20 protein-coding genes and 1 tRNA gene are annotated in these 23,214 nt (G+C 38.4%); 16 read left to right on the top strand and 5 right to left on the bottom strand.

What is annotated here, in order from left to right:
* Positions 1-66: 66 nt before the first annotated feature.
* The 4 genes from B9T35_RS03430 to B9T35_RS03415 all read right to left on the bottom strand — a co-directional run bounded on the left by B9T35_RS03430 (position 67) and on the right by B9T35_RS03415 (position 2,709).
* Positions 67-411 (bottom strand): hypothetical protein, encoded by a 345-nt coding sequence (locus tag B9T35_RS03430; protein WP_086189729.1) that lies wholly within the window; start codon positions 409-411, stop codon positions 67-69.
* A 144-nt stretch (positions 412-555) separates the two neighbouring features.
* Positions 556-631: transfer RNA gene (locus tag B9T35_RS03425), tRNA-Glu, on the bottom strand.
* Between the two features lie 118 nt (positions 632-749).
* Positions 750-2,258 (bottom strand): glutamate--tRNA ligase, encoded by a 1,509-nt coding sequence (gene gltX, locus B9T35_RS03420; protein WP_086189728.1) that lies wholly within the window; start codon positions 2,256-2,258, stop codon positions 750-752.
* Positions 2,259-2,385: 127 nt separating this feature from the next.
* Positions 2,386-2,709, bottom strand: a complete 324-nt coding sequence (locus tag B9T35_RS03415) for a hypothetical protein (protein ID WP_086189727.1) — start codon at positions 2,707-2,709, stop codon at positions 2,386-2,388.
* Between the two features lie 385 nt (positions 2,710-3,094).
* Between B9T35_RS03415 and B9T35_RS03410 the strand changes: the two genes are divergently transcribed.
* From B9T35_RS03410 to B9T35_RS03370, 9 genes are all read left to right on the top strand, one after another.
* A complete protein-coding gene (locus B9T35_RS03410) occupies positions 3,095-4,093 on the top strand; it encodes a sulfate ABC transporter substrate-binding protein (protein WP_086189726.1) in 999 nt (332 codons plus the stop codon).
* A gap of 231 nt (positions 4,094-4,324) precedes the next feature.
* Positions 4,325-5,341 (top strand): sulfate ABC transporter substrate-binding protein, encoded by a 1,017-nt coding sequence (locus B9T35_RS03405; protein WP_086189725.1) that lies wholly within the window; start codon positions 4,325-4,327, stop codon positions 5,339-5,341.
* A 213-nt stretch (positions 5,342-5,554) separates the two neighbouring features.
* Positions 5,555-6,481 carry a 16S rRNA (cytosine(1402)-N(4))-methyltransferase RsmH gene (gene rsmH, locus B9T35_RS03400; RefSeq protein WP_086189724.1) on the top strand — a complete coding sequence of 309 codons (927 nt, stop codon included), beginning with the start codon at positions 5,555-5,557 and terminating at the stop codon, positions 6,479-6,481.
* Positions 6,478-6,810 (top strand): cell division protein FtsL, encoded by a 333-nt coding sequence (gene ftsL / locus B9T35_RS03395; protein WP_086189723.1) that lies wholly within the window; start codon positions 6,478-6,480, stop codon positions 6,808-6,810. The genes rsmH and ftsL overlap by 4 nt, the downstream gene beginning before the upstream one ends.
* A 10-nt stretch (positions 6,811-6,820) precedes the next feature.
* The gene (gene ftsI, locus B9T35_RS03390) at positions 6,821-8,653 is read left to right on the top strand and encodes a penicillin-binding protein PBP3 (RefSeq protein WP_086189722.1); all 1,833 of its coding nucleotides are present in this window, start codon (positions 6,821-6,823) and stop codon (positions 8,651-8,653) included.
* An 11-nt stretch (positions 8,654-8,664) separates the two neighbouring features.
* A complete protein-coding gene (locus B9T35_RS03385; protein ID WP_086189721.1) occupies positions 8,665-10,161 on the top strand; it encodes a UDP-N-acetylmuramoyl-L-alanyl-D-glutamate--2,6-diaminopimelate ligase in 1,497 nt (498 codons plus the stop codon).
* Positions 10,162-10,170: 9 nt separating this feature from the next.
* Positions 10,171-11,577, top strand: a complete 1,407-nt coding sequence (locus B9T35_RS03380; protein WP_086189720.1) for a UDP-N-acetylmuramoyl-tripeptide--D-alanyl-D-alanine ligase — start codon at positions 10,171-10,173, stop codon at positions 11,575-11,577.
* On the top strand, positions 11,577-12,695 hold the full coding sequence (mraY, locus tag B9T35_RS03375) for a phospho-N-acetylmuramoyl-pentapeptide-transferase (RefSeq protein WP_086189719.1): 1,119 nt from the start codon (positions 11,577-11,579) through the stop codon (positions 12,693-12,695). The genes B9T35_RS03380 and mraY overlap by 1 nt, the downstream gene beginning before the upstream one ends.
* Positions 12,696-12,778: 83 nt before the next feature.
* Positions 12,779-13,582, top strand: a complete 804-nt coding sequence (locus tag B9T35_RS03370) for a putative RNA methyltransferase (protein ID WP_086189718.1) — start codon at positions 12,779-12,781, stop codon at positions 13,580-13,582.
* Between the two features lie 92 nt (positions 13,583-13,674).
* Here the strand turns inward: B9T35_RS03370 and ponA are convergent, their stop codons facing one another.
* Entirely contained in the window at positions 13,675-16,230 is a 2,556-nt protein-coding gene (gene ponA, locus B9T35_RS03365; protein WP_086189717.1) for a penicillin-binding protein PBP1a, read from the bottom strand.
* A 164-nt stretch (positions 16,231-16,394) separates the two neighbouring features.
* Between ponA and B9T35_RS03360 the strand changes: the two genes are divergently transcribed.
* From B9T35_RS03360 to aroB, 7 genes are read left to right on the top strand one after another with little or no spacing between them, the layout of a single operon-like run.
* Entirely contained in the window at positions 16,395-17,453 is a 1,059-nt protein-coding gene (locus tag B9T35_RS03360; protein WP_086189716.1) for a pilus assembly protein PilM, read from the top strand.
* Entirely contained in the window at positions 17,453-18,085 is a 633-nt protein-coding gene (locus tag B9T35_RS03355; RefSeq protein WP_086189715.1) for a PilN domain-containing protein, read from the top strand. Before B9T35_RS03360 ends, B9T35_RS03355 begins: the two co-directional genes overlap by 1 nt.
* Positions 18,082-18,810: a type 4a pilus biogenesis protein PilO gene (locus B9T35_RS03350; protein ID WP_086189714.1), complete on the top strand. Its 729-nt coding sequence runs from the start codon at positions 18,082-18,084 to the stop codon at positions 18,808-18,810. Before B9T35_RS03355 ends, B9T35_RS03350 begins: the two co-directional genes overlap by 4 nt.
* Positions 18,807-19,334: a pilus assembly protein PilP gene (locus B9T35_RS03345; RefSeq protein ID WP_086189713.1), complete on the top strand. Its 528-nt coding sequence runs from the start codon at positions 18,807-18,809 to the stop codon at positions 19,332-19,334. Before B9T35_RS03350 ends, B9T35_RS03345 begins: the two co-directional genes overlap by 4 nt.
* 20 nt (positions 19,335-19,354) lie before the next feature.
* Entirely contained in the window at positions 19,355-21,526 is a 2,172-nt protein-coding gene (gene pilQ / locus B9T35_RS03340) for a type IV pilus secretin PilQ family protein (protein ID WP_086189712.1), read from the top strand.
* A 36-nt stretch (positions 21,527-21,562) separates the two neighbouring features.
* On the top strand, positions 21,563-22,105 hold the full coding sequence (gene aroK / locus B9T35_RS03335) for a shikimate kinase AroK (RefSeq protein ID WP_086189711.1): 543 nt from the start codon (positions 21,563-21,565) through the stop codon (positions 22,103-22,105).
* A gap of 26 nt (positions 22,106-22,131) precedes the next feature.
* A complete protein-coding gene (aroB, locus tag B9T35_RS03330) occupies positions 22,132-23,211 on the top strand; it encodes a 3-dehydroquinate synthase (RefSeq protein WP_086189710.1) in 1,080 nt (359 codons plus the stop codon).
* Positions 23,212-23,214: the final 3 nt, after the last annotated feature.

Genomic DNA, 23,214 nt, shown 5'->3' with positions numbered 1-23,214 from the left:
ATTTACAGGGCAATCACACTTATTTAAAATATGGTATGTAAAATATTTATTTAAGACCGACCACTATTATTGTGTATGCCACTCATGGTTACAGTCGCGACATTTCCAGTTTTTATTTGCATTCATAAAGGATTGCATTGAAATTTTGAAATCTGGAAGATCACGCCAAAAGAAAACACCTGCAATTAAACACACTAGAAAAATAACCACGGTTGCAATTTGTAGCGTTTGACCTGCGCCATTGCCAAAGATCCACATCGCAATACTAATAATCACCAATAATAATAAAATGAAAATAGCAGGGATTAAAAAAACCAGACTTTTTGGCACAACTGGGCGTACAGCAGGAGCATTGCTACTTGCTACAGGTAAAATTTTACGACTTTGGCATTTAGGGCATTGGTATTGCATGACAACTCCACAGATCTTTTTAATTTAATTCTATCGTAATGTGCTGGAAATTTAAAATTGTGCTTAAAATTTAAATTTATAATCGAAATCTTAAATTTAAAGCAATAAAAAAGCCACTGAATGTGTCAGTGGCTTTTTAGAATTTGGCGTCCCTACGGGGATTCGAACCCCGGTTACCGCCGTGAAAGGGCGATGTCCTAGGCCTCTAGACGATAGGGACAATATCGAGGCAACACACCAGTAAATTAAAAATTTACCAACTGATTTGATTAAATCGTCTCAGCTTGTGTGAGCGCCATATTAGGGATATTCCACTCACACGTCAATAAGAAATTTAATTAAGCTTCATCAACTGCATCATTTTTCGGCAGTTTTAAGCTTTCATTGAGTTTTTCCCAAACTTTCGCTTCTTTTTTGCTCGGACCACCCACAATTTCAAGCGCATGACGTAAACGAGCAAATGTTAAATCAGGACCAATGGTCACCATCGATTGCATGACAGGTGTTGAACTTGTTGAACCTGCAATGGCAATAAAGAATGTTGGCATAAAGTCACGTAACTTCACTTCCATTTGCGTTGCAAGATCCATCAGCGTTTGGCTTACAGTATCATTATTCCAAGTGAATAAACTTTCTAAACGCCAAATTGCAAATTGCAGACTTTGACGAACTTGCTCTTCACTGAGTTTTTTACTTTCAAACTGTTCTTTTGAAAGTTGTGGGAATTGGTTGAAGTAAAAACCAGCCCAGTTTACCGCTTCTGAAAGTAAGTTAATTCGAGGTTGAATGGCTGCCGCAATATCTTCTAAAGTTTTACGGTCTGCTTTCCAAGCCAACAAAGTATCAAGAAGCTGTGAAGGAGAAAGTGCTTTAATCCACTGACCATTCAGCCAATTCAATTTTTCAACATCAAAAATTGGACCACCCAATGAGACACGTTTAATATCAAAATGTTCAATCATTTCAGACAAAGTAAATTTTTCACTTTCATCTGGCATTGACCAACCCATACGACCTAAATAATTCAACAAAGCTTCAGGTAATACGCCAATATCTTTATAGTAATTAATTGATGTTGGATTTTTACGTTTTGATAATTTAGATTTGTCTGGATTACGCAACAATGGCATGTGGCACAGTACAGGCATTTCCCAACCAAAGTATTGATACAATAATTGGTGTTTAGGTGCAGAAGGAATCCATTCTTCACCACGAATCACATGCGTGATTTGCATTAAGTGGTCATCGACCACATTGGCTAAATGGTAGGTTGGTAAGCCATCTGTTTTCAGCAAAATTTGCATGTCAACTTGAGCCCAAGGAATTTCGACTTCGCCACGTAACATATCATTAAATTGGCAAATACCTTCTTCAGGTACTTTCATACGAATAACGTGTGCTTCACCTGTAGCTAAGCGACGTTCAACTTCTTCTTGTGAAAGCTTTAAACCACGACCATCATAACGTGGAGATTCACCACGTGCTTGCTGTTCTACACGCATTTGGTCAAGTTCTTCTGTTGTCGCGAAACAATAGAATGCATGACCTTTTTCAACCAATTCTAAAGCATAATTTTTATAAATATCCATACGTTCTGATTGGCGATATGGTGCATGTGGACCACCAATATCAGGTCCTTCAGACCAATTTAGACCTAACCAACGTAAAGAATCTAAAATCATTTTTTCAGATTCAGGGGTTGAGCGTAATTGATCAGTATCTTCAATACGAAGAATAAATTCTCCACCATGCTGTTTGGCAAAGCATAAGTTGAAGAGTGCAATATACGCAGTACCTACGTGTGGAAAACCTGTAGGAGAAGGAGCAATACGAGTACGGACTGTCATAATCAAATATTATTCAGAATGTAGATTAAATCTATTATAACGAAAAAGCCCAATTGCTTAAGGGTTAATTCACCATTAAACAATTGGGCTTTTTAATTCTCTTGGGGAAAAGAATTTTTATTATTAATTAAGAGGTATGTGGTTGGAATAAGGCTTGAACAAAACGTGAAAACCGTTGATGTTGTTCAGCTAAAAAATTCTGTGCGGGTGCTGTTTTAATTGAAGTTAAAACTTTAAGCTGATCATCATTACTGACAAGTGTGTAATCGCCACGTTTATCTTTGATTGATGATTTTTGAGTTAAAGCTTTTTCCATTGCTGTTTGTTTATCTGTAACGACAGCTGAAATGATCGGTTTTTGTGTATCTTTAATAGCAGCGGCTTGTGTTGTTTGAGCAACCACAGATAAGAATAAACTGAAACCAAGTACTTTATAAAATTGTGTATCCATTAAAACATCCCCCATGTTCATCGTTGTTCTTATAGCTTAGGATTTTTCACCTTTGGCTATATATTAACTATAAATAATAAAAAAAACCACAAATATGTCACATTTATTTACATAATCAAGGAATAAAAGCACCTTTCATTGGTGCAGATTCATCATATTGAAGATGTTGTTCTTATATCAGCTAACTGTGTAGACACAGTGAAGAGTTTGCTAAAAAGATACATGATTAACAATGAGATTTATTCTCATTTATTTAACTAAAGAAAGCAAGTTTTAAGATATCTAAAAAAAGAATTATTGTTGAATTTATTGATATAACCAGATGATTGTTCAAATTGAAAAATAAAAATATAGTGCTTACAAATCTTAAAAATAGTGAAAGACAATGAAAAAAATCATTTTTGTAAGCTTGTTGGGTTTAGTGGGGCTGGGAAATACAAGCAGTTATGCTGCAAAAGAATTTTTAAATGTTTCTTATGATCCGACACGTGAGTTTTATCAAGAATATAATCAAAATTTCGCAACATACTGGAAAAAAAGAACAGGTCAAGAGGTTGATTTTAAGCAATCACATGGTGGTTCTGGCAAGCAGGCACGCGCAGTTGTAGATGGTTTACAAGCAGATGTGGTGACTTTGGCTTTGGCAAATGATATTGATGAAATTGCCAATGTCGGTTTAATTGAAAAAGGTTGGCAAAAAGAGTTTCCCAATAATTCAGCACCTTATACATCAACAATTGTTTTTTTAGTGCGTAAAGGAAACCCTAAAAATATTAAAGATTGGAATGATTTAACAAAAACAGGTGTTGAAATTATTACACCAAATCCTAAAACGGGGGGAGCACCACGTTGGATTTATTTATCTGCTTGGGGTTATGCTTTAAAGCAACCCAATGGCAATGATGTGAAAGCACGCGAGTTGGTGAAAAAGCTGTATAAGAATGTCAAAGTGCTCGACTCAGGTGCACGAGGTTCTCTGACAACATTTGCTGAACGTGGCATTGGTGATGTTTTATTGTCTTGGGAAAATGAAGCGTTATTGGCAACACAAGGTTTAGGAAAAGATAAATATGAAATTATCTATCCTTCTATATCTATTCTCGCAGAACCTTCGGTTGCTATTGTAGATAAAACTGTAGATAAGGATGGTAATCGTAATTTAGCTAAAGGTTATCTGAACTATTTATACTCGCCACAAGGTCAAGAGTTGGCAGCAAAATATAACTTTCGTCCTCGTAATACTCAAGTTGCCGCAAAATATGCATCAAAATTTCCCAAAATAAAGCTATTTACTATTGATGATGTGTTTGGTGGTTGGGCAAAAGCGCAAAAAACACATTTTGTTAATGGTGCGATTTATGATCAGATTTCATCGGAAAAGTAAGAAAGAACTTAATTCGATAAATGAAGAAATAGAGTAATTCATTATTCTATTTCTTTATAAGTGGTGCATAAAAAGGTATAAAAGTGTAATAAGTAACTCACTAAGTCTTTAACTTTTAAAAACAATTACTTATCTTTATTTTTCTGTTTTATTCGCAAAATATTTTTAATTGCGATTTATGAACATATTTCATATATTTATCATAATTAAAGATCATTGATTTGTGCTGAAATGAAAAATAAATTTAAAGGCTTATTAAGTGTAGTATTGCTGCTTTCAAGTGTGACCTTCACGGCAACATCTGTTCAAGCTGCAGAGCGTGACTTCTTAAATGTTTCTTATGATGCTACACGTGAATTTTACGATGATTTTAATAAGTCTTTTGGTGCGTATTGGTTAAGTCGCACAGGCAATAAAGTAAACTTTAAACAATCACATGGTGGTTCTGGTAAGCAGGCACGTGCGGTTGTTGATGGTTTAAAAGGTGATGTGGTTACCCTTGCATTGGCCAATGATATTGAAGAAATTGTGAAATCTGGTCAAATTCAGCCGGGCTGGCAAAAAGAGTTTCCTTATAACTCGGCACCTTATACGTCTACAATTGTTTTTATGGTACGTAAAGGAAATCCAAAAGGCATTAAGGATTGGACCGATTTAACTAAACCAGACGTGCAAATTATTACGCCAAATCCAAAAACAGGTGGATTACCGCGTTGGATTTATCTTTCAGCTTGGGGTTATGCATTAAAACAACCCGGTGGTAATGATGCCAAAGCCCGTGATTTCGTGTCTAAAATGTACCATAACGTTAAAGTGATGGATCCTGCGGCACGTGCTTCTATGACAACATTCGCAGAACGTGGCATTGGTGATGTGTTATTAACATGGGAAAATGAAGCACTTATTAGCAAAAAAACTTTGGGTGATAAATTTGATATTGTTTATCCATCGATGTCTATTTTGACTGAGCCTTCAGTTGCCATTGTTGATCGCACTGTTGAAAAGAATGGGAATAAATGGTTAGCAACAGGTTATATCAACTATCTATATTCTCCATTAGGGCAAGAAATGGCAGCAAAACATTTCTATCGTCCACGCAATGAAAAAGTGCTTGCAAAATATTCTGTACAATTTCCAGAACTAAAAACATTCACGATTGATGAAGTTTTTGGTGGTTGGCCTAAGGCACAGCAAACCCATTTTGTGAATGGTGGTATGTTTGATCAAATTTATAGTGATAAACGATAATTCAATTTGAATATATTTCTGATTTAAAGTCTTATCCAAAATAGCAATTGTTTAAAAAAAGCCTCTGTTACAGGGGCTTTTTTATGTGTGAGAGAATATAAAATGGTTTTCTCTATAAAAAGTAATATTTCCCTACAAAAAGTCGTTTGGAGCTTTGACAAAAGAAGGTAATAATGTGCAGTTACATTTTTTGAATGAATTGAATCCTAACTTATGTCTCATATTTCTGTATTACTACATGAAACTGTTGAAGCTTTACTTGCAGATCGCGATACAGGAATTTACATCGATGGGACGTTTGGCCGTGGTGGACACACACGATTACTGTTATCAAAATTAGATGCCAATGCGCGTGTATATGCTTTTGATAAAGATCCCCAAGCCTTAGCTGTTGCAACTGAATTAGAACAAGAAGATTCACGATTCAAAATTATTCATGCCAGTTTTGCAGATTTAAAACAAGAAATGAATCAACTGGGTATTTATGAAGTTGATGGGATTATGGCAGATTTAGGGGTGTCTTCACCGCAACTGGATCAGGCAGAACGTGGCTTTAGTTTTATGAAAGATGGCCCTTTAGATATGCGAATGGATAATTCACAAGGACAGACAGCTGCACAGTGGTTGGTAGATGTCAGTGAAGAACATTTAGCCAATATTATTTATCAATATGGTGAAGAGCGCTATAGCCGTCGTATTGCTAAAGCGGTGAAGAATGCAGGTTATATTGAGACCACTGCTCAGCTTGCTGAAATTGTGAAAGTTGCCCATCCAAAATGGGAAAAAAATAAACATGCAGCAACACGAACCTTCCAAGCGATTCGTATTGAAATTAATAAAGAACTTGAGGATGTACATACATTTTTACCTCAAGCTTTAGATTTGCTAAAATCAAATGCGCGTTTGGCAGTAATAAGCTTTCATTCACTTGAAGATCGCATTATTAAACAATTTATCCAAAAAGAATCGACATTAGCCGAAGATACGGGCTGGGGTATGCCCCAAGAGCGAGAAGATACACGTCGATTAAAAAAAGTTGATCGGATTCGTGCCAGTGAAGCAGAAGTGAAAGAAAACCCTCGTTCACGGAGTGCATGGTTGCGGGTAGCAGAACGCTTAGAACCTAAAGGCGCAGAATGAAAGAAGAAATTATAGAAGCTAAGAGTGATAAGTTAGTTGTCAAAAAAGTCATTGTATATGGGCTATTGGTGACCCTGGTTCTCGTCAGTGCTTTCATGGTTGTACTTCAAGTTTTTGCATATCGTCACGATTTTCGTGATCTCAACTCTTATATGCGTGAACGTGAAGATATCAATGCTGAATGGGGGCGATTGCTAATTGAGCAACAAACTTTTGGTGCAACTGCACAAATTGGTACACGTGCAGTGACGCAATTAAGAATGTATTCACCACCAGCGGCACAAACGGTTGTCATTTCATTACCAACTGAACCAGAGCAAAAGAAATAAGGCATGCTGTATGGCAGATAAGCAGATCAAACAAACACGACAACCGCAGAAAAAACAGCAGTCTATTACAGAGAAATCTACGGTTGCTGTCGAAATGTGGCGTTTTTACTTAATGTGGGGTGCAGTATTGCTGTGCTTTATTTTACTTGTTGGGCGCGCATTTTATGTACAAGTGATTAATAAAGATTTTCTGCAAAATAAAGCCAATGCCAATATTTTAAGAACCGAAAAACTTAGGGCAATGCGTGGCGTAATTAATGATCGTCATGGTGTACCTTTGGCAATTAGCACACCGATTATGAAGGTAGTGATTGATCCAAGAGAGTATTTTGAGACTTTGGAAGAGTTTAATAACGTTACAGATGCACTGAAAAAAGAACCAAATAGCCGTAAATTAAAACGCCAATTGCCGAATAAAAATCTAAATTTAGATGAATTAGCTGATGCTGTGGGCATTGATCGTGCTGATTTAAAGAAAAAGCTCAATGATCGCCCACGTTCTCGTTATTTGGTGTTGAAAAAAGAAGTACCACCGCCTCAGTCTGACCTGATTGTGAAGCGCAATTTTGCAGGGGTATACGCTGAAAAAACCTATAAACGCTACTATCCTCAGCCACAACCCAATGCTCAAATTATTGGTTTAACCAATAGTGAAGGCATGGGGATTGAAGGCTTAGAGATGCAGTTAAATGCACGTTTAGCTGGGAAAGATGGCGAGCAAAAAATTTCTCGTGATAAACATGGGAATCGGGTTAAAACACCTGAAGTGGTTAAAGAAGTTGAGTCAGGTGAAAACATCACGCTGAGTATCGATTCACGTTTACAATATATTATGTATCGCGAATTAACGGCTGTTGGTGTCGCAAATAATGCACGTTCAGCATCAGCTATTGCAGTTGATGTGAAAACAGGTGAGATTTTGGCACTGAGCAGTTGGCCTTCTTATAATCCGAATGATAAAGATGGTTTGCATAATAAAGATGCGATGCGTAACCGTGGTGCGATTGATATGTTTGAACCAGGTTCAACCATGAAGCCATTTACGATCTCTGCTGCTTTGGAAACAGGTAAATATAGTCCGACCTCTATTGTGAATACCTCTCCTGGTTCTATGTTATTAGGTCGGCATACCATTCGTGATACCCATAACTATGGTGCGCTCACAGTGACAGGCGTGATTATTAAATCCTCGAATGTGGGTTCAGCAAAAATTGCCTTATCGTTGCCTAAAGATACATTGCCCGCATTTTTCAAACGTGTTGGATTTGGTCAACGTTCAGCTGTTAAATTCCCTGGTGAAAGTGGTGGATTGATTGCACCAACAGATCGTCTGAATTCAGCGCAAATTGGAACCATGGCATATGGTTATGGTCTAAATGCAACCATTTTGCAGTTGGCACAGGGCTATGCCATGTTGGCAAATCACGGTGTGAAAAATCCTCTTAGTTTATATAAATTAGATGGCCAGGCAAAAGGTGAACAAGTTTTAGAGCCTAAAATCGCGGATGAAGTTTTATTGATGCTTGAGCAAGTGACCATGCCAGGTGGTACTGCGAAACAAGCCAATATTGCAGGCTATCGTGTCGGTGGTAAAACAGGTACAGCACATAAATTACGTCCAGACCACAAAGGTTATTCAAATACAGAATATCGTGCATTATTTGCAGGTGTTGCACCGATCAGTGATCCGCGTTTAGCGATTATTGTAGTGGTAGAAAACCCTCGTGGGCAATATTACGGTGGTTTGGTGGCTGCGCCAGTATTTGCCAAAATTATGCAAGAATCTTTACGTTTAATGAATGTGCCTTTAGATAAACCGCTTGAAACAGCAAAATCTCCATAATTAGGTGAAATATGACAATTTGTTTTCAAGACATTGATAAAGTCGAAAATCTGCAAGTTTGGATGACTGAACCTTTTTATGGATTTTGTTTAGATAGTCGTTATGTTGAGCAAGGGCAAATTTTTATTGCCCTGACAAGTTATTCTCAACCTGAAAAAGCAGTGGAATTTGCACGAATTGCGCAATCTAAAGGTGCGCTTGCTGTAATCAGTGAAATAGATTTAGGTCTAGAGAATAATTGGGTGTGTACTGACGTTCGTCATTTAATGGGTACGTGGCAAAAGCAATATTTACAAGCAACAGATCCTATCGTGCCTGTTCGTATTTTGGCTGTAACAGGAACCAATGGTAAAACCACGATTTCTCGTTTAGTGGCTGAATTGATTGCTTTACAAGGTCGCGCTTGCGCTGTGATGGGGACAACAGGAAATGGTATTTTACCCAATCTAGAGTCATCTACACACACCACATTAGATGCATTACATTTACAAAATTTACTGCATAACTTTGCCAAGCAAGGTGCTGAATTTACTTCGCTTGAAGCAAGTTCGCATGGTTTGGAGCAAGGTCGTTTAAACGGTTGTGAGATTGAAATTGCAGCATATAGTAATTTAAGTCGTGACCATTTGGATTATCACGGTACGCTTGAAGCTTATGCAGAAGCAAAATCACGTTTATTTAAATTTCCAAATTTAAAAGTAGCGGTCATTAATATTGATGATGAACACGCACAGATCATGTTGGATGCAGCAAATGCTAATCCATCCCATCCAAAAGTACTCAGGTATTCGACCAGTCAAACTGCAGATTATCAAGTTTTTGATATTCAATATAGTTTGAATGGTGCAACCTTCCAGCTTAAAACAATAACAGGCGAGTTCAAGATTCACAGTCCGCTGCTTGGGCATTTTAATATAGAAAATTTAGTAGTCAGTTTAATTGTTGCAGAGCAAGCAGGTTTTGAATTGTCTAAGTTAATTGCGACTGTACCTCAGTTACAAGGTGCACCGGGACGTATGCAAGTGATTCGTGATCAAGATCGTCTGTTTATCGTGGATTATGCACATACACCAGATGCTTTGACACAAGTGTTAAAAACCTTAAAGCGTCATGTTGAAAATCAATTATGGGCTGTCTTTGGCTGTGGTGGTGATCGTGATCGTGGTAAACGTCCACTGATGACGCAAGCTGCTTTAGAGCAAGCCAACCCTATCATCATTACTTCAGATAACCCACGGACAGAAAATCCAGAACAAATTTTTGCGGATATGAAGCGAGATATGGATTTTAGTCAACATGATGTACATGAAATTCACGATCGCCGTGAAGCGATTAAATATGCAGTAAAGCATGCTCAATCGGGTGATATTGTTGTCATTGCTGGAAAAGGGCATGAGAACTATCAGGAAATTGATGGTGTACGCCATTGGTTTGATGATGTTGTTGAAGTGCAATCCGCTATTGATGCGCAACATCATCAACCTGATTCAGCTTATCCAGCTCAGTAGGAAGAAGAAATGCACACCTCGACCACCAGTACTTTGCCTTTGGAGCCATGGTCAGCAGAACAACTCGCTGAAGCGACTCAAGGTTATTGGTATTTAGATCATGCACCACAAGGTGATATTAAGCGTATTTTGACAGACTCCCGTCATGCGGAATCTGGTGATGCATTTTTAGCACTCAAGGGTGAACGTTTCGATGCACATGATTTTATTCAACAGGTTGTGGACAATGGTTGCCAAATCGCAATCGTGAGCCATCCTGTTGATATCAATATTCATCAGCTGGTGGTGAAAGATACACGTTTGGCATTGGGGTATTTAGGTGCTTATCGTCGTGCACAGCATCCACACTTAAAAGTGATTGCACTTACAGGCAGTAGTGGTAAAACCACAACCAAAGAAATGTTGGGTAGTATTCTTTCACGTTTGGCACCAACGCTCATTACGCGTGGCAATCTAAATAATGATTTAGGTGTGCCGATGATGTTGCTTGAGTTACGTGCTGAACATCAATATGCAGTCATGGAGCTTGGTGCAAGTCATCAAGGTGAAATTGATTACACTTCAAACTTAGTGCAACCACATGTTGCAGGTATTCTTAATATTGGAACTGCACATTTAGGTGAATTTGGTGGGCGTGAAGGTATTTGCCGTGCGAAATCTGAAATTTATGCACATATTAATCCAGCAGGTATTTCAATTGTCCCTGCTGAAGATGATTTTGTTGATGCAATACGTCAAGCCATTCAAACTAAAAAAACATTAAGCTTTGGTGTTGGTGGTAATGTTTTTGCAACTGAAATTGAATTATTGGCACAGTCTGCAAACTTTATCATGAATACACCCACAGGTAATGTTCAGATCCAGTTGCCATTTGCAGGTCTACATAATGTGCATAATGCTGAGGCAGCAACAGCTTTTGCACTCGCCATTGGTATTTCACTGAATGATATTGTCATCGGACTTGAGACGGCACAAGGTGCCAAAGGTCGATTGAATTTCATCAACAAAGCGAATCATTTATTTATTGATGATACTTATAATGCCAATCCAACATCGATGCGCGCCGCAGCTGAAGTATTAGCGCAACAGCAAGGCATTAAAGTCTTGGTGATGGGTGATATTGGTGAACTTGGTGCATCAGCCGCACAACAACATTATATGCTAGGGCGTGATTTAGTTGCTCAGGGTGTACATTTTGTTGTTGCAGTTGGTGAGTTTGCGCCTGCTGCGTTAGAAGGTGCGCGTAGTACTCAATATGGTAAAAAAATGCAGGCTTTTTTAACACAAGCCCAAGCACTTCCTTTTTTAATGAGTTTGGTCGAAACACATCAACCCCAGTCCATGAGTTTCCTGTTTAAAGGTTCTCGTTATACCCATATGGAAACGTTGATGGCTGATTTGATGGAGAAATTTTAATGCTGTTATGGTTATTTGAACATTTGGCAGGTTATAACAATACCTTTCAGGTGGTTCGGTATTTATCTTTACGTGCATTGCTGAGTGTTTTGACAGCATTGGCGATTGGATGGGCTTTGGGTCCAGTCATGATCCGTAAATTACAAGCCTTGAAATATGGGCAAGCTGTAAGTTCATTTGCACCAGAAAATCATGCTAAAAAAATGGGTACACCGACCATGGGTGGGATATTAATCCTACTTTCAATCGGGATTAGTACCTTACTTTGGGCAGATTTATCTAATCCCTATGTCTGGATTGTACTTGCTGTGATGATTATTTTTGGTGCAGTGGGTTGGGCGGATGACTGGATTAAAGTTCGCTATAAAGACAACGCTGGCTTACCTGCGAAGAAGAAATTTTTCTGGACCTCAGTGGGTTCAATTGGTGCAGGGATTGCTTTATATGTGATTGCAATACAACAGCCCAATCCTGAACATACTGCAAATATGTTAGATTTGCTTATTCCTTTTTTTAAAGATCTCAGTATTCCCTTATCTTCTGTTCCATTGGGCATTGGTTTTATCATTTTCACTTACTTAGTGATTAATGGTGGCTCAAATGCGGTGAACTTAACAGATGGCTTGGATGGTTTGGCGATTATGCCAATTGTTCTGGTTGCAGCAGGTCTAGGCGTATTTGCATATTTAGCAGGTGATATTCGTTTTGCAACGTATTTGCATATTCCTTATGTGAAATACACATCTGAACTTGTGATTATTTGTGCAGCAATGATTGGTGCAGGCTTGGCATTTCTTTGGTATAACGCACATCCTGCGCAAATATTTATGGGTGATGTCGGGGCATTATCATTGGGTGCAATGTTGGGTACAATTGCAGTGATGGTCCGTCAAGAAATTGTTTTTGCAATTATGGGCGGTGTATTTGTTATCGAAGCTATTTCTGTATTCTTACAAATTGGTTCACTACGAATGCGCAATAAACGTGTATTCCTTATGGCGCCTTTACATCATCATTATGAGAAAAAAGGCTGGCGTGAAACACAAGTGGTTATTCGTTTCTGGATTATTACAATTATGCTGGTAGTTTTAGGTCTAATGACTTTAAAATTGCGTTAAGCAAAAAATGATTTTAAAAGTCGGCATTTGCTCCCACATTTGCCGATTTTTTTATGGCTGACGATTAAGTTCTGGAGAAAATGATGAATCTGCTGATGTGTCCTGTATGTCGTCAGGCATTGGTACTGATAGATAAAACGTGGCAGTGTGAATTGAAGCATAGTTATGATGTTGCGAAACAAGGCTATGTAAATTTACATGTGGTACAGCATAAGCACAGTAAAAATCCAGGTGATACGCCTGAATCTGTCGATGCTCGTCGTCAATTTTTAAGTGCAGGTTTTTATCAACCTTTACAAGAAGCTGTTGTGAATATTTTACAAGATCTTCAGGTGGATAATTTGCTGGATATTGGCTGTGGCGAAGGCTATTACACAGATGCAATGCAAAAAAAAGTTATGCAATGCATCGGTGTAGATATAGCGAAAAATGCTGTACAAGTTGCAGCGAAGTTAAATAAGGCAGTGACTTGGGTGGTGGGAACGGGTGCAACTTTACCTGTTTTAGATCATTCTATTGATATCTGTACCAGTTTATTTAGCCCGATTCCGCAACAGGAAATTTTACGCGTACTGAAATCTAAAGCTTATTTATTGGTGGTTACACCAGCGCCACAACATTTATATGCCATGCGTGAAGCTTTATTTGATGAAGTTAAACCCCATGATCCACAGAAATTTGTTGAACAATTACAGGCTGATTTTGAGCTGATAGAGCAACCTATTGTGGAGTCGGATTTTACCTTAGATCAGCAACAATTGAAAAATCTGATCGCGATGACACCTTATGCATATAAAGCTAAAGCTGATAAGCGTTTAGCTTTAGAACAGCAACAACAAACCACGTTAAAAGCCAGTTTTCAAATTTATCTTTTTCAGAAGAAATAAATAGATTAAAGAATTAATTCGGCGCTTAGAATTACAATTTAAGGAAGTAAAAAAGCCATCCGAAGATGGCTTTTTTTATAGTTTAATGAAATTTATTGCACTTCATTAATCAAGTTTTCTAAGGAGTCTCTGGATTCTCGTTTCACCGATGGAGTTCCTTGGTTTAATGCAGGTGGTGCATTATTAGAAGGTTTGAGAGATTTCTCCTCATCATCAGGTAAATCATCAAAGTCATTCGATGGATTACGCTTCGGTGCAACAGGTGCGGGACGATAAATTGGTCGAGCAAGAGGAGGAGAACTACGATAGTCATCCTTCTGCTCAGCTTCTATCTGTGGTTGTTGCCCTCGCTGTTCTCTAGAAAGAGGATCTTTGGCATTTTTATCAAAATGCACCCATGAAGAAGGCGTTCCCGCTAAAGCTTTATCCATGAAGTTTGTCCACACAGGTAATGCTGCAATACCACCATACTCACGACGACCTAAAGTCGTGGGTTGATCAAATCCAACCCATGTAATTGCAACGAGTTTGCCATTAAAGCCTGCAAACCACGCATCTTTCGCATCATTGGTTGTTCCTGTTTTACCACCAATATCATCACGACCAATTTTCAATGCTGCCCGACCTGTACCATGCACAATCACATCATGCAGAATATTTGCCATATCAAATGCAGATTGAGATTTAAGAATGCGTTGTGCTTGACGATATTTACTTTGCTCTTCTTTGCTCAGTTTACTCGTAGTTTTAGTATCAGTTTTGGTCTGATTGGTGACCTCAATCACTTCATCATCTGGAGTAATCGCTTCTTGGTCAACATCCACATCTTTGCCATTGATACATGGAATGCAAGCATATTCAGGATTCGATTCGTAGATTACTTTACCAAATGCATCTTCAATTCGATTAATGAAGTGAGGTTGCACGCGATACCCACCATTGGCAATAGCCGCATAACCAGTCGCCATTTGTACAGGTAACACTTGTGGTGTACCTAGTGCAATGGTGAAATTACGAGGAATCTGATTTTCTTGAAGTCCAAAATCCATAAGCAATTGTCGAGCACGTTCAATACCAACTTCTTGTAACAATCGAACAGAAACGGTATTTCGAGATAGATATAACGCACGACGCAACGGAATCATACCTAAATAGCGACCATCAGAGTTTTTAGGTGTCCATTTACCAATGGTAATTGGGCTATCATTCACCATGGTATAAGGGGTCATGCCTCGTTCAAGTGCTAAAGCATAAATAAACGGCTTAATGGTTGAACCAGGTTGACGCCAGCCTTGTAAAGCACGGTTAAATTTAGACTGATAGAAATTATATCCGCCAACGATTGCCTCAATTGAGCCATCATTCGGATTAATTGCGATCAATTGCCCTTGCACTTTTGGAATTTGAATTAATGACCATGCCGTTTTTTCAGCATTGGGTCTTAGGCGGATGATGTCTTTCACTTTAACAATTTGTGATGCATTACTTGGAGCACCACCGACACTATTTGCATTGCGGTAAGGTCTTGCCCATGACATTCCAGACCATGGCACAGTGACTTTGGTACCATCCTGCATCAAAGCTTCAAAACTACTGCTATTGACTTTGATCACTTCAGCAGGGTAGGTGTTTGCATAAGCGATAAATTCTTTTAAAGGTTTATCATGTGCTTCAGCACCACGCCAACCATGACGACGATCATAATCTTCAAGCCCTTTCTGTACAGAGTCTTCTGCAAAAGCCTGACGTTTACTGTCTACAGTTGTATAAACTTTATAACCAGAATCGACTGCTTGTTCACCAAATTTTTCAACCAATTCAGAGCGAACCATTTCCCCTACATAGGGAAATTTATTACTCACTCCACGATCTGGCATGTTCAGGCTAACAGGCTCAGCCACTGCTTTCTTATATTCAGCTTGGTTGATGTAACCCAATTGCAGCATACGACCCAAAATCCAGTTGCGACGTTCTAAAGCACGTTCAGGATTGACCACTGGGTTGTATTTTGACGGTGCTTTAGGTAAACCTGCAATCATCGCCATTTGTGCTGTGCTGAGTTGATCTAAGCTTTTGTCATAATAAATCTTCGCAGCAGCAGCAATACCGTACGCATTTTTACCTAAGAAAATTTTGTTGACATATAACGTTAAAATTTCTTCTTTTGATAAATTTTGTTCTATTTTTCGAGCTAAAAAAACTTCCGTTAATTTACGTTTTAAAGTTCGTTCAGAAGATAGATAGTAGTTTTTTGCTACTTGCATTGTGATGGTTGAACCACCAGTTTGCACATTTGAGCCTGTCACACTTTCACTAACTGCTCGACCTAAGCCTTTGAAGCTAATGCCGCTGTGTTCAAAAAAGGAGGAATCTTCAGCAGCTAAAAAGGCATGGATGAATGTTGGTGGGATTTGTTTATATTCCACAGGCACGGAAAGTTTGCCACCATATTCTGCAATCAGCTGGTTATCTGCAGTATAAACCTGCAGTGGTTTCAGTAATGGCGCCTTCTTTAAGGAACTCATTTCTGGAAGGGATGGGGCAATATAGAGATACATGCCATAAAAGCCCATCGGAATTGCGATTAAGATAATAATAATCAGCAAAAAAAAGGGGTGAATATAACCTAAACGAGATAGCTTTTTCATAACAAGTAAGTTTTAATAAGAGCTAATGGCAAACTAATTAATGGTCAGTATAGCTTTTCATTTGACGGATTGTTAGATGAGATATTGTATCTGGGAAAAAATTAAGACCAGCTGTATTTAGTTTGTATTATTGTTGGGGATAAAAAAATAATAGGAATTGTATCGTGCTTAGACTATATCGTAAGCCAAATAAGGGGTTGATAGGGGTAGATATTAGTTCTACTTCTGTAAAGTTATTAGAACTCTCTGTTAAGAACGGTCGTTACTGGGTTGAAAGTTATGGATTAAGTCCATTATTAGAGGGGAGTGTGGTTGAGAAAAACATTCTCAACCCAGAAGCAGTTTCAGACGCTTTAGAACGTGCGCTGAATATTGCCAACCCTCAATCACAGAATGTTGCTGTTGCTGTGCCTACATCCATGGTGATTCATAAAGTCATCGAAATGGATGCGGACATGGGTGATGAAGAGCGCGAAATTCAGATTCGAATGGATGCTGAGCAATACATTCCGTTTCCCCTTGATGAAGTCAGTTTAGATTTTGAAGTATTGTCTGATAAATTGGCAAACCCAAATCGTGTCAATGTACTCTTGGTTGCTACACGCACTGAGAATATTGAATCTCGGGTTGAAGTTGTTGAAATTACAGGGTTAACACCAAAAATTGCAGATGTTGAAAGTTACGCATTAGAACGTGCATTTGAAGTGTTCTCTGATACGTTACCTATTGGGGTAAATATGGTTGGTGTGCTTGATATCGGGCATACGATGACCACATTGTCAGTGATGCAGAATGGCAAAATTATTTATACACGTGAACAAGTCTTTGGCGGTAAACAACTGACACAAGATGTGCAAAATCGTTATGGATTATCTTATGGTGAAGCAGGTCGAGCAAAAAAAGACCGTACTTTACCCGATGATTATGAAACAGAAGTACTGACTCCATTCCTTGAAGCAGTTGTTCAACAAGCCGCACGATCATTACAATTCTTTTTTTCTTCGTCACAATTTAATGAAATTGATCATATTTTATTGGCGGGTGGTAATGCCAATATTCCGGGTCTCTCTAAATTATTACAACAAAAACTAGGCTATCGGGTGACTATTGCCAATCCATTTTTACAGATGGGTTTCTCACCACAAATTGATCTTAAAAAAATAGAAAATGATGCACCGTCTTTAATGGTTGCATGTGGCTTAGCGTTGAGGAGTTTTGATTAATGGCAAAGATTAACTTACTCCCTTGGCGTGATGAGCTAAGAGAACAAAGAAAGAAACAATTCGTCGCAATCTGTGTCGGTATTGCATTACTTGGCTTGGTTGCCGTCATGTTGGCTTGGTTTTATTTTGATCACAAACTAGAAGATCAAGAGCAAGCGAACCAATTGATCACCAATACCAATCAGAATTTAGATACGCAATTAAAAACGCTTGATGGCTTACAAGAACGTCGAAATGCAATTATTGAGCGAATGAAGCTGATCCAAGGTTTACAAGGACAACGACCTGTAACAGTGCGTTTGGTTGATGAGTTGGTTCGTGTTATTCCATCAGCAATGTATGTCACTAAGTTTAGTCGTGTAGGTGATAAGTTTACGATTGAAGGTAAAGCAGAAAGTCCAAATACAGTTGCTGAATTATTGCGAGGCTTGGAAGCATCACAATGGTATAGAAATGCATTTATGAATTCATTCCTTGCAGCTGAAGAAAACAAAAATAAAGGTACAACGTCGATTGTGCCTAGAGTTGAAGAATCTTACGGAAGTTTTGTCGTGAGTGTGGATTTAGGTGAAATCGCACTTCCTTCTGCTGATGAAAGCTCGGATAAAGCGAATGTAGGAGGTGCAAAATGAGCCGTAATGAATTAAATAAAACTGACTCGGAACACGAAGCACCTCAAAAGAAAAAAATGTCTGTTGAAAAGTTTTTCCAGCAGTTCAATACATTAGATATGAATAATTATGGTAGTTGGCCGATGTCGGTCAAATTTACCTGTTGGTTATTTCTATTTTTTGTGGTCTGTTCAATTGGATATTTTTTAGCAATTAAACCTAAATTAGACACCATTGAAACAGCCCAAGCTCAAGAACAAAATTTATTAAATGAATTTAAAGAAAAAGATTCTAAACTTAGAAATTTGCAACAATATCAAACGCAACTGCAACAGATGGAAGCAAATTTCAATCAACAGTTAGAACAGTTGCCTAAAGAAACGGAAATTCCGAGCTTGGTTGAAGATATCAACGTGACAGGCGTTAGCTCAGGATTGAAGTTTAAAAATATTCGTTTGGAAAATGAAGTTAAGCAAGAGTTCTTTATAGAACAGCCAATTTCAATTGAAGCAACAGGCGACTACCACTCATTTGGAAGTTTTGTCAGTGGAATTGCAGCTTTACCACGAATCGTAACATTGCATGATTTTACAATTACAGCGACCCAGAGTCAGGATAAAAAATCTGATATTCCTGTCGTTGATTATTCTCTTAAGGCTAAAACTTACCGTTATGTAGGGGCAGATGATACAGCTAAGGCAGATGTACAGACACCTGCGAGTCAATCGGGAGGGCAACAAAAATGAAAATAATTAAAATAGCTAGTGGTTTGATTATTGCTGTTTCATTGATTGGTTGTGATTCTCGAATTGATGCGGTTAATCAAGAAATGGCAAATATTAGAAGTCAACAGCCTTTACCTATAGAAGCGGCTCCAGTTTTTGCGCCAGTCCCAAGTTTTAATTATTCAGCACAACAACTTCGTAGCCCATTTATGCCAGGGTCATTGGCGAATGAGTTGAAGATTATGTCTGGAAAGCGTGTTTATCCAAATTTTTCTCGTCAAGCTCAACCGCTAGAAAGTTATGCGATTGAAACGCTGAATATGAAAGGCAGTATGAAAGGTAATGATGGTCAAGTGATCGCATTAATCCAAACGCCTGATGGTCAAATTGAGCGAGTTCAACGAGGTAATTATTTGGGTGTCAATCAAGGACGAATTGTTGATATTTCGCCGACGCGTATTGATCTGATAGAAATTGTGCCTGATGGTCGAGAGGCTTATATCGAAAGACCAAGAAGCTTAGTTCTTCTCGGGCCAACAGATTGAGATTAAATTAAGGAATAAAAATGAAAAATAGTGTGCAAAAATTCTTAAGTGGGGACGGTAAATTCATGAGTAGTCATCTTCGTCAATTTTCTATGGCAGTTGTATCTGTTGCGATCATGCAAGTGGTATCTGCACAAGTAACCATGACCAATGTGGTACCGATGCAGGTTGCGGGTCAAGGAACAGAAATCCGTGTGATGTTTAATGGCTTGCCTCCTCAGCCACAAGCGTATCAGGTAGAAAATCCATCTCGATTGATTTTAGATTTTAATCAAGCTAAACAGTCTTTAAGCCAAACCGCTATTCCAGTGGCGACCACTGAAGCAAGTTCAATTGATGTCGCTTCTGATGAGCAACGCGCACGTTTAACTGTCAATTTAAATGAGAAAAGTGCTTTTACAACACGTGTAGAAGGCAATACTTTTATTCTTAAAATTAACAAAGAAGGGCAAACATCGAGCCTACCTAACTTAGCACCTGTTGCAAATATTCAGAGACAAGGCGTGTCTGATATTGGCTTTCAACGTGGAAATAATGGTGAAGGTTTAGTTGGAATTAATTTGGCTGGTCCAAATACCCCAGTTGATGTGCAACAACAAGGCAGTAAAGTTGTTGTTCGACTTCTGGGGAATAAGCTTCCAGCACATCTTGTGCGTCGTTTGAATGTGAACGATTTTTCAACTCCAGTTTCTGTGATTGATGCTTATAATGAAGGTCAAAATGGGGTGATTACCATTCAGTCTTCAGGTAGCTATGAATATATGGCTTACCAAGCTGAGAATAAATTAACCATCAGTTTAAAACGCCCAGAAGAAAAGAAAGGTTTAAAGAATCCGCAATCTGCAAATGCATATGCTGGTAAGAAAATTTCCTTAGATTTTCAAGATATTGAAGTTCGTAGAGTATTACAATTATTGGCAGATTTTACTGGGATCAATATGGTTGCTGCCGATACCGTACAAGGCAATATTACCCTACGTTTAAAAGATGTTCCTTGGGACCAAGCTCTTGATATTATTTTAAAAACCAAAAACTTAGATAAGCGTCGTAATGGTAGTGTAATTTGGATTGCACCTGTTACTGAGCTCATTAAATCAGAAGAAGACGAAGCAAAAGCACTTGCACAAAGTGTAAAGTTATCACCGTTGCAAACTGAATATATTCAATTGAATTATGCCAAGGCAATTGATATTGAAAAGCTGATTACTCAAGGTAAAAGCAATGGTAATTCTAGTTCTGGGAATGCATCAGATCCATTGGGTGATAGTGTCGGTTCTCTTTTAAGTCCTCGTGGAACAATTTCGACAGATCCTAGAACAAATACATTAATTATTAATGATACAGCACAAAAAATTGATCAAATTCGTAAAATGATTGATTTGCTTGATGTCTCTGTTAAGCAAGTCATGATTGAGGCGCGTATTGTTCGAGCAACCACAGATTTTACCAAAGAAATGGGGGTGAAATGGGGGATTTTATCTCAAGGAGTTACTCGAAATAATGATCTACTCGTAGGTGGTAGTGATACGACTTTGTGGGATTTAAAAACACCTGATGATGATGGGAAATATACCATTCAACGTCCAGATAATCTCAATGTGGATTTAGGTGTGACAGCAGCGGGTGCAAGCCGTATCGCATTTGGTTTGATTAGTTTATCTGATTTTATGTTGGATTTAGAATTATCGGCTTTACAGGCAGATGGTTATGGTGAAGTGATTTCAACGCCGAAAGTTTTAACAGCTGATAAGCAAAAAGCCAAAGTAGAGTCAGGTTTCCAAATTCCATACCAATCTTCAGAGGGTGGTGGTGCAAATGCAGTATCAAAAACTGAATTTAAAGATGTCGTATTAAGTTTAGATGTGACACCAAGTATTACGCCTGATGGTAAGGTGCAAATGGGGTTAGATATTTCGAGTGACAGTATTGCTGGAGTTACTTCTGGCGGAGAATTTTATCTAGCTAAAAATAAAATCAATACCAATGTACTGGTTGAAAATGGTGAAACAGTGGTTCTTGGTGGGATTTTTGAACAGGAAACTATTAATAAGCAGACCAAAGTTCCATTCTTTGGTGATATTCCTTATATCGGACGTTTGTTCCGTAAAGATGCTAAATCAGAGAATAAACGTGAGCTGTTGATTTTTGTGACACCACGAATTGTTAATGACAGTCAAACCAGAAATCATTAATATACTTTCAATGAAAGCAATTCAATAGGTGACTCCTTGCAAAGCAAAGAGTTTGAGTCCCTACCAAACATTTATTTGGTAGGGCCCATGGGCGCAGGGAAAACTACAGTGGGTCGGCATTTGGCAGACTTATTGGGGCGTGAATTTTTAGATAGTGATCATGAAATTGAACGTAAGACAGGTGCAACCATTCCATGGATTTTTGAAAAGGAAGGTGAACTTGGCTTTCGTTCGCGTGAAACAACAGTCATAGAAGACCTTACCTCAAAAAAAAATTTGGTCGTTGCAACGGGTGGTGGTGCTGTCACCCAAGTGGAAAATCGCGAATTTCTCAATCATCGTGGAATTGTGATTTATCTTTACACTCCTGTAGAAATTCAACTACAGCGAACTTATCGCGATAAAAATCGTCCGCTTCTTCAAGTCGAAAATCCTGAAAAAAAATTAAGAGATCTGCTCAAAGCTAGAGATCCGCTTTATCGCGAAGTTGCACATTATATTATTGAAACAAATCAGGGTGCTGCACGTGATTTAGCACAAAATATTTTACAGTTAATTATTGCTGAAGAATTGAATTAAACACACGTTTATTGGCGTAGGAACTCATGCAAACTTTACACGTTGAACTTGGCGATCGTCGTTATCCTATCTTTATTGGTAGTCAATTAAATCCACAGCAATTACTTGAACCTTATATTAAAGGCAAGCAAGTGATGATTGTGACGAATACAACGGTTCAACCATTGTATTTAAAACATTATGTTGATGCTATAAGCGCTTTGGGTAAAAAAGTTGAGACGTGTGTATTAGCTGATGGTGAAAAATATAAAAATATTGAACACCTTAATTTAATTTTTGATGCTTTGTTGGAAACTGGTTTTAATCGAGATTGCACTGTTTTGGCTCTTGGCGGTGGTGTGATTGGTGATATGGCAGGTTTTGCTTCTGCATGTTTTCAGCGCGGTGTGTATTTTATTCAAGTACCAACAACATTATTGTCTCAGGTAGATTCAAGTGTCGGTGGTAAAACAGGGATTAATCACCTTCTTGGGAAGAATATGATTGGTGCTTTTCAACAGCCGCAAGTGGTTTTGGCTGATATGGCACAATTAAATACCTTGCCTGATCGTGAACTTTCCGCAGGTTTGGCGGAAGTAATTAAATATGCACTTTTAGGTGATGTTGAGTTTTTGGCATGGCTTGAAGAACATATAGATGCTTTGGTCGCGCGTGATTCTGCTTTATTGGCTGAGGCTGTCTATCGTTCATGTGCTCACAAAGCACGAATTGTTGCCAATGATGAAAAAGAGCAAGGTGAGCGTGCATTATTAAATTTAGGGCATACTTTTGGACATGCTATAGAGTCGTACTTGGGCTATGGTGTGTGGTTGCATGGCGAAGCTGTAGCAACAGGTATGGTGATGGCTGCCGATTTATCACATCGAATGGGCTGGATTTCATCTGAAGATTTAGCGCGTACAAAAAAGATTATTCATCGAGCAAATTTGCCTGTAGCATGTCCTCAAATTCCACTTGATGCGTTTTTATCATATATGTCTCATGATAAAAAAGTATTGAATGGGCAGTTGCGCTTAGTTCTGATGAAACAATTGGGCTGTGCAATTATAACTAAAGACTTTGATGTGGAATTGATGAAACAAGCAATTCTTGCAAATCAAATTTAAGAT

It is taken from the genome of Acinetobacter sp. ANC 3832 (genome assembly GCF_002135415.1).
Classification (GTDB): domain Bacteria; phylum Pseudomonadota; class Gammaproteobacteria; order Pseudomonadales; family Moraxellaceae; genus Acinetobacter.
The sequence above is the reverse complement of the archived record's forward strand: the minus strand, read 5'-3'. Positions and strand labels throughout refer to the sequence as shown.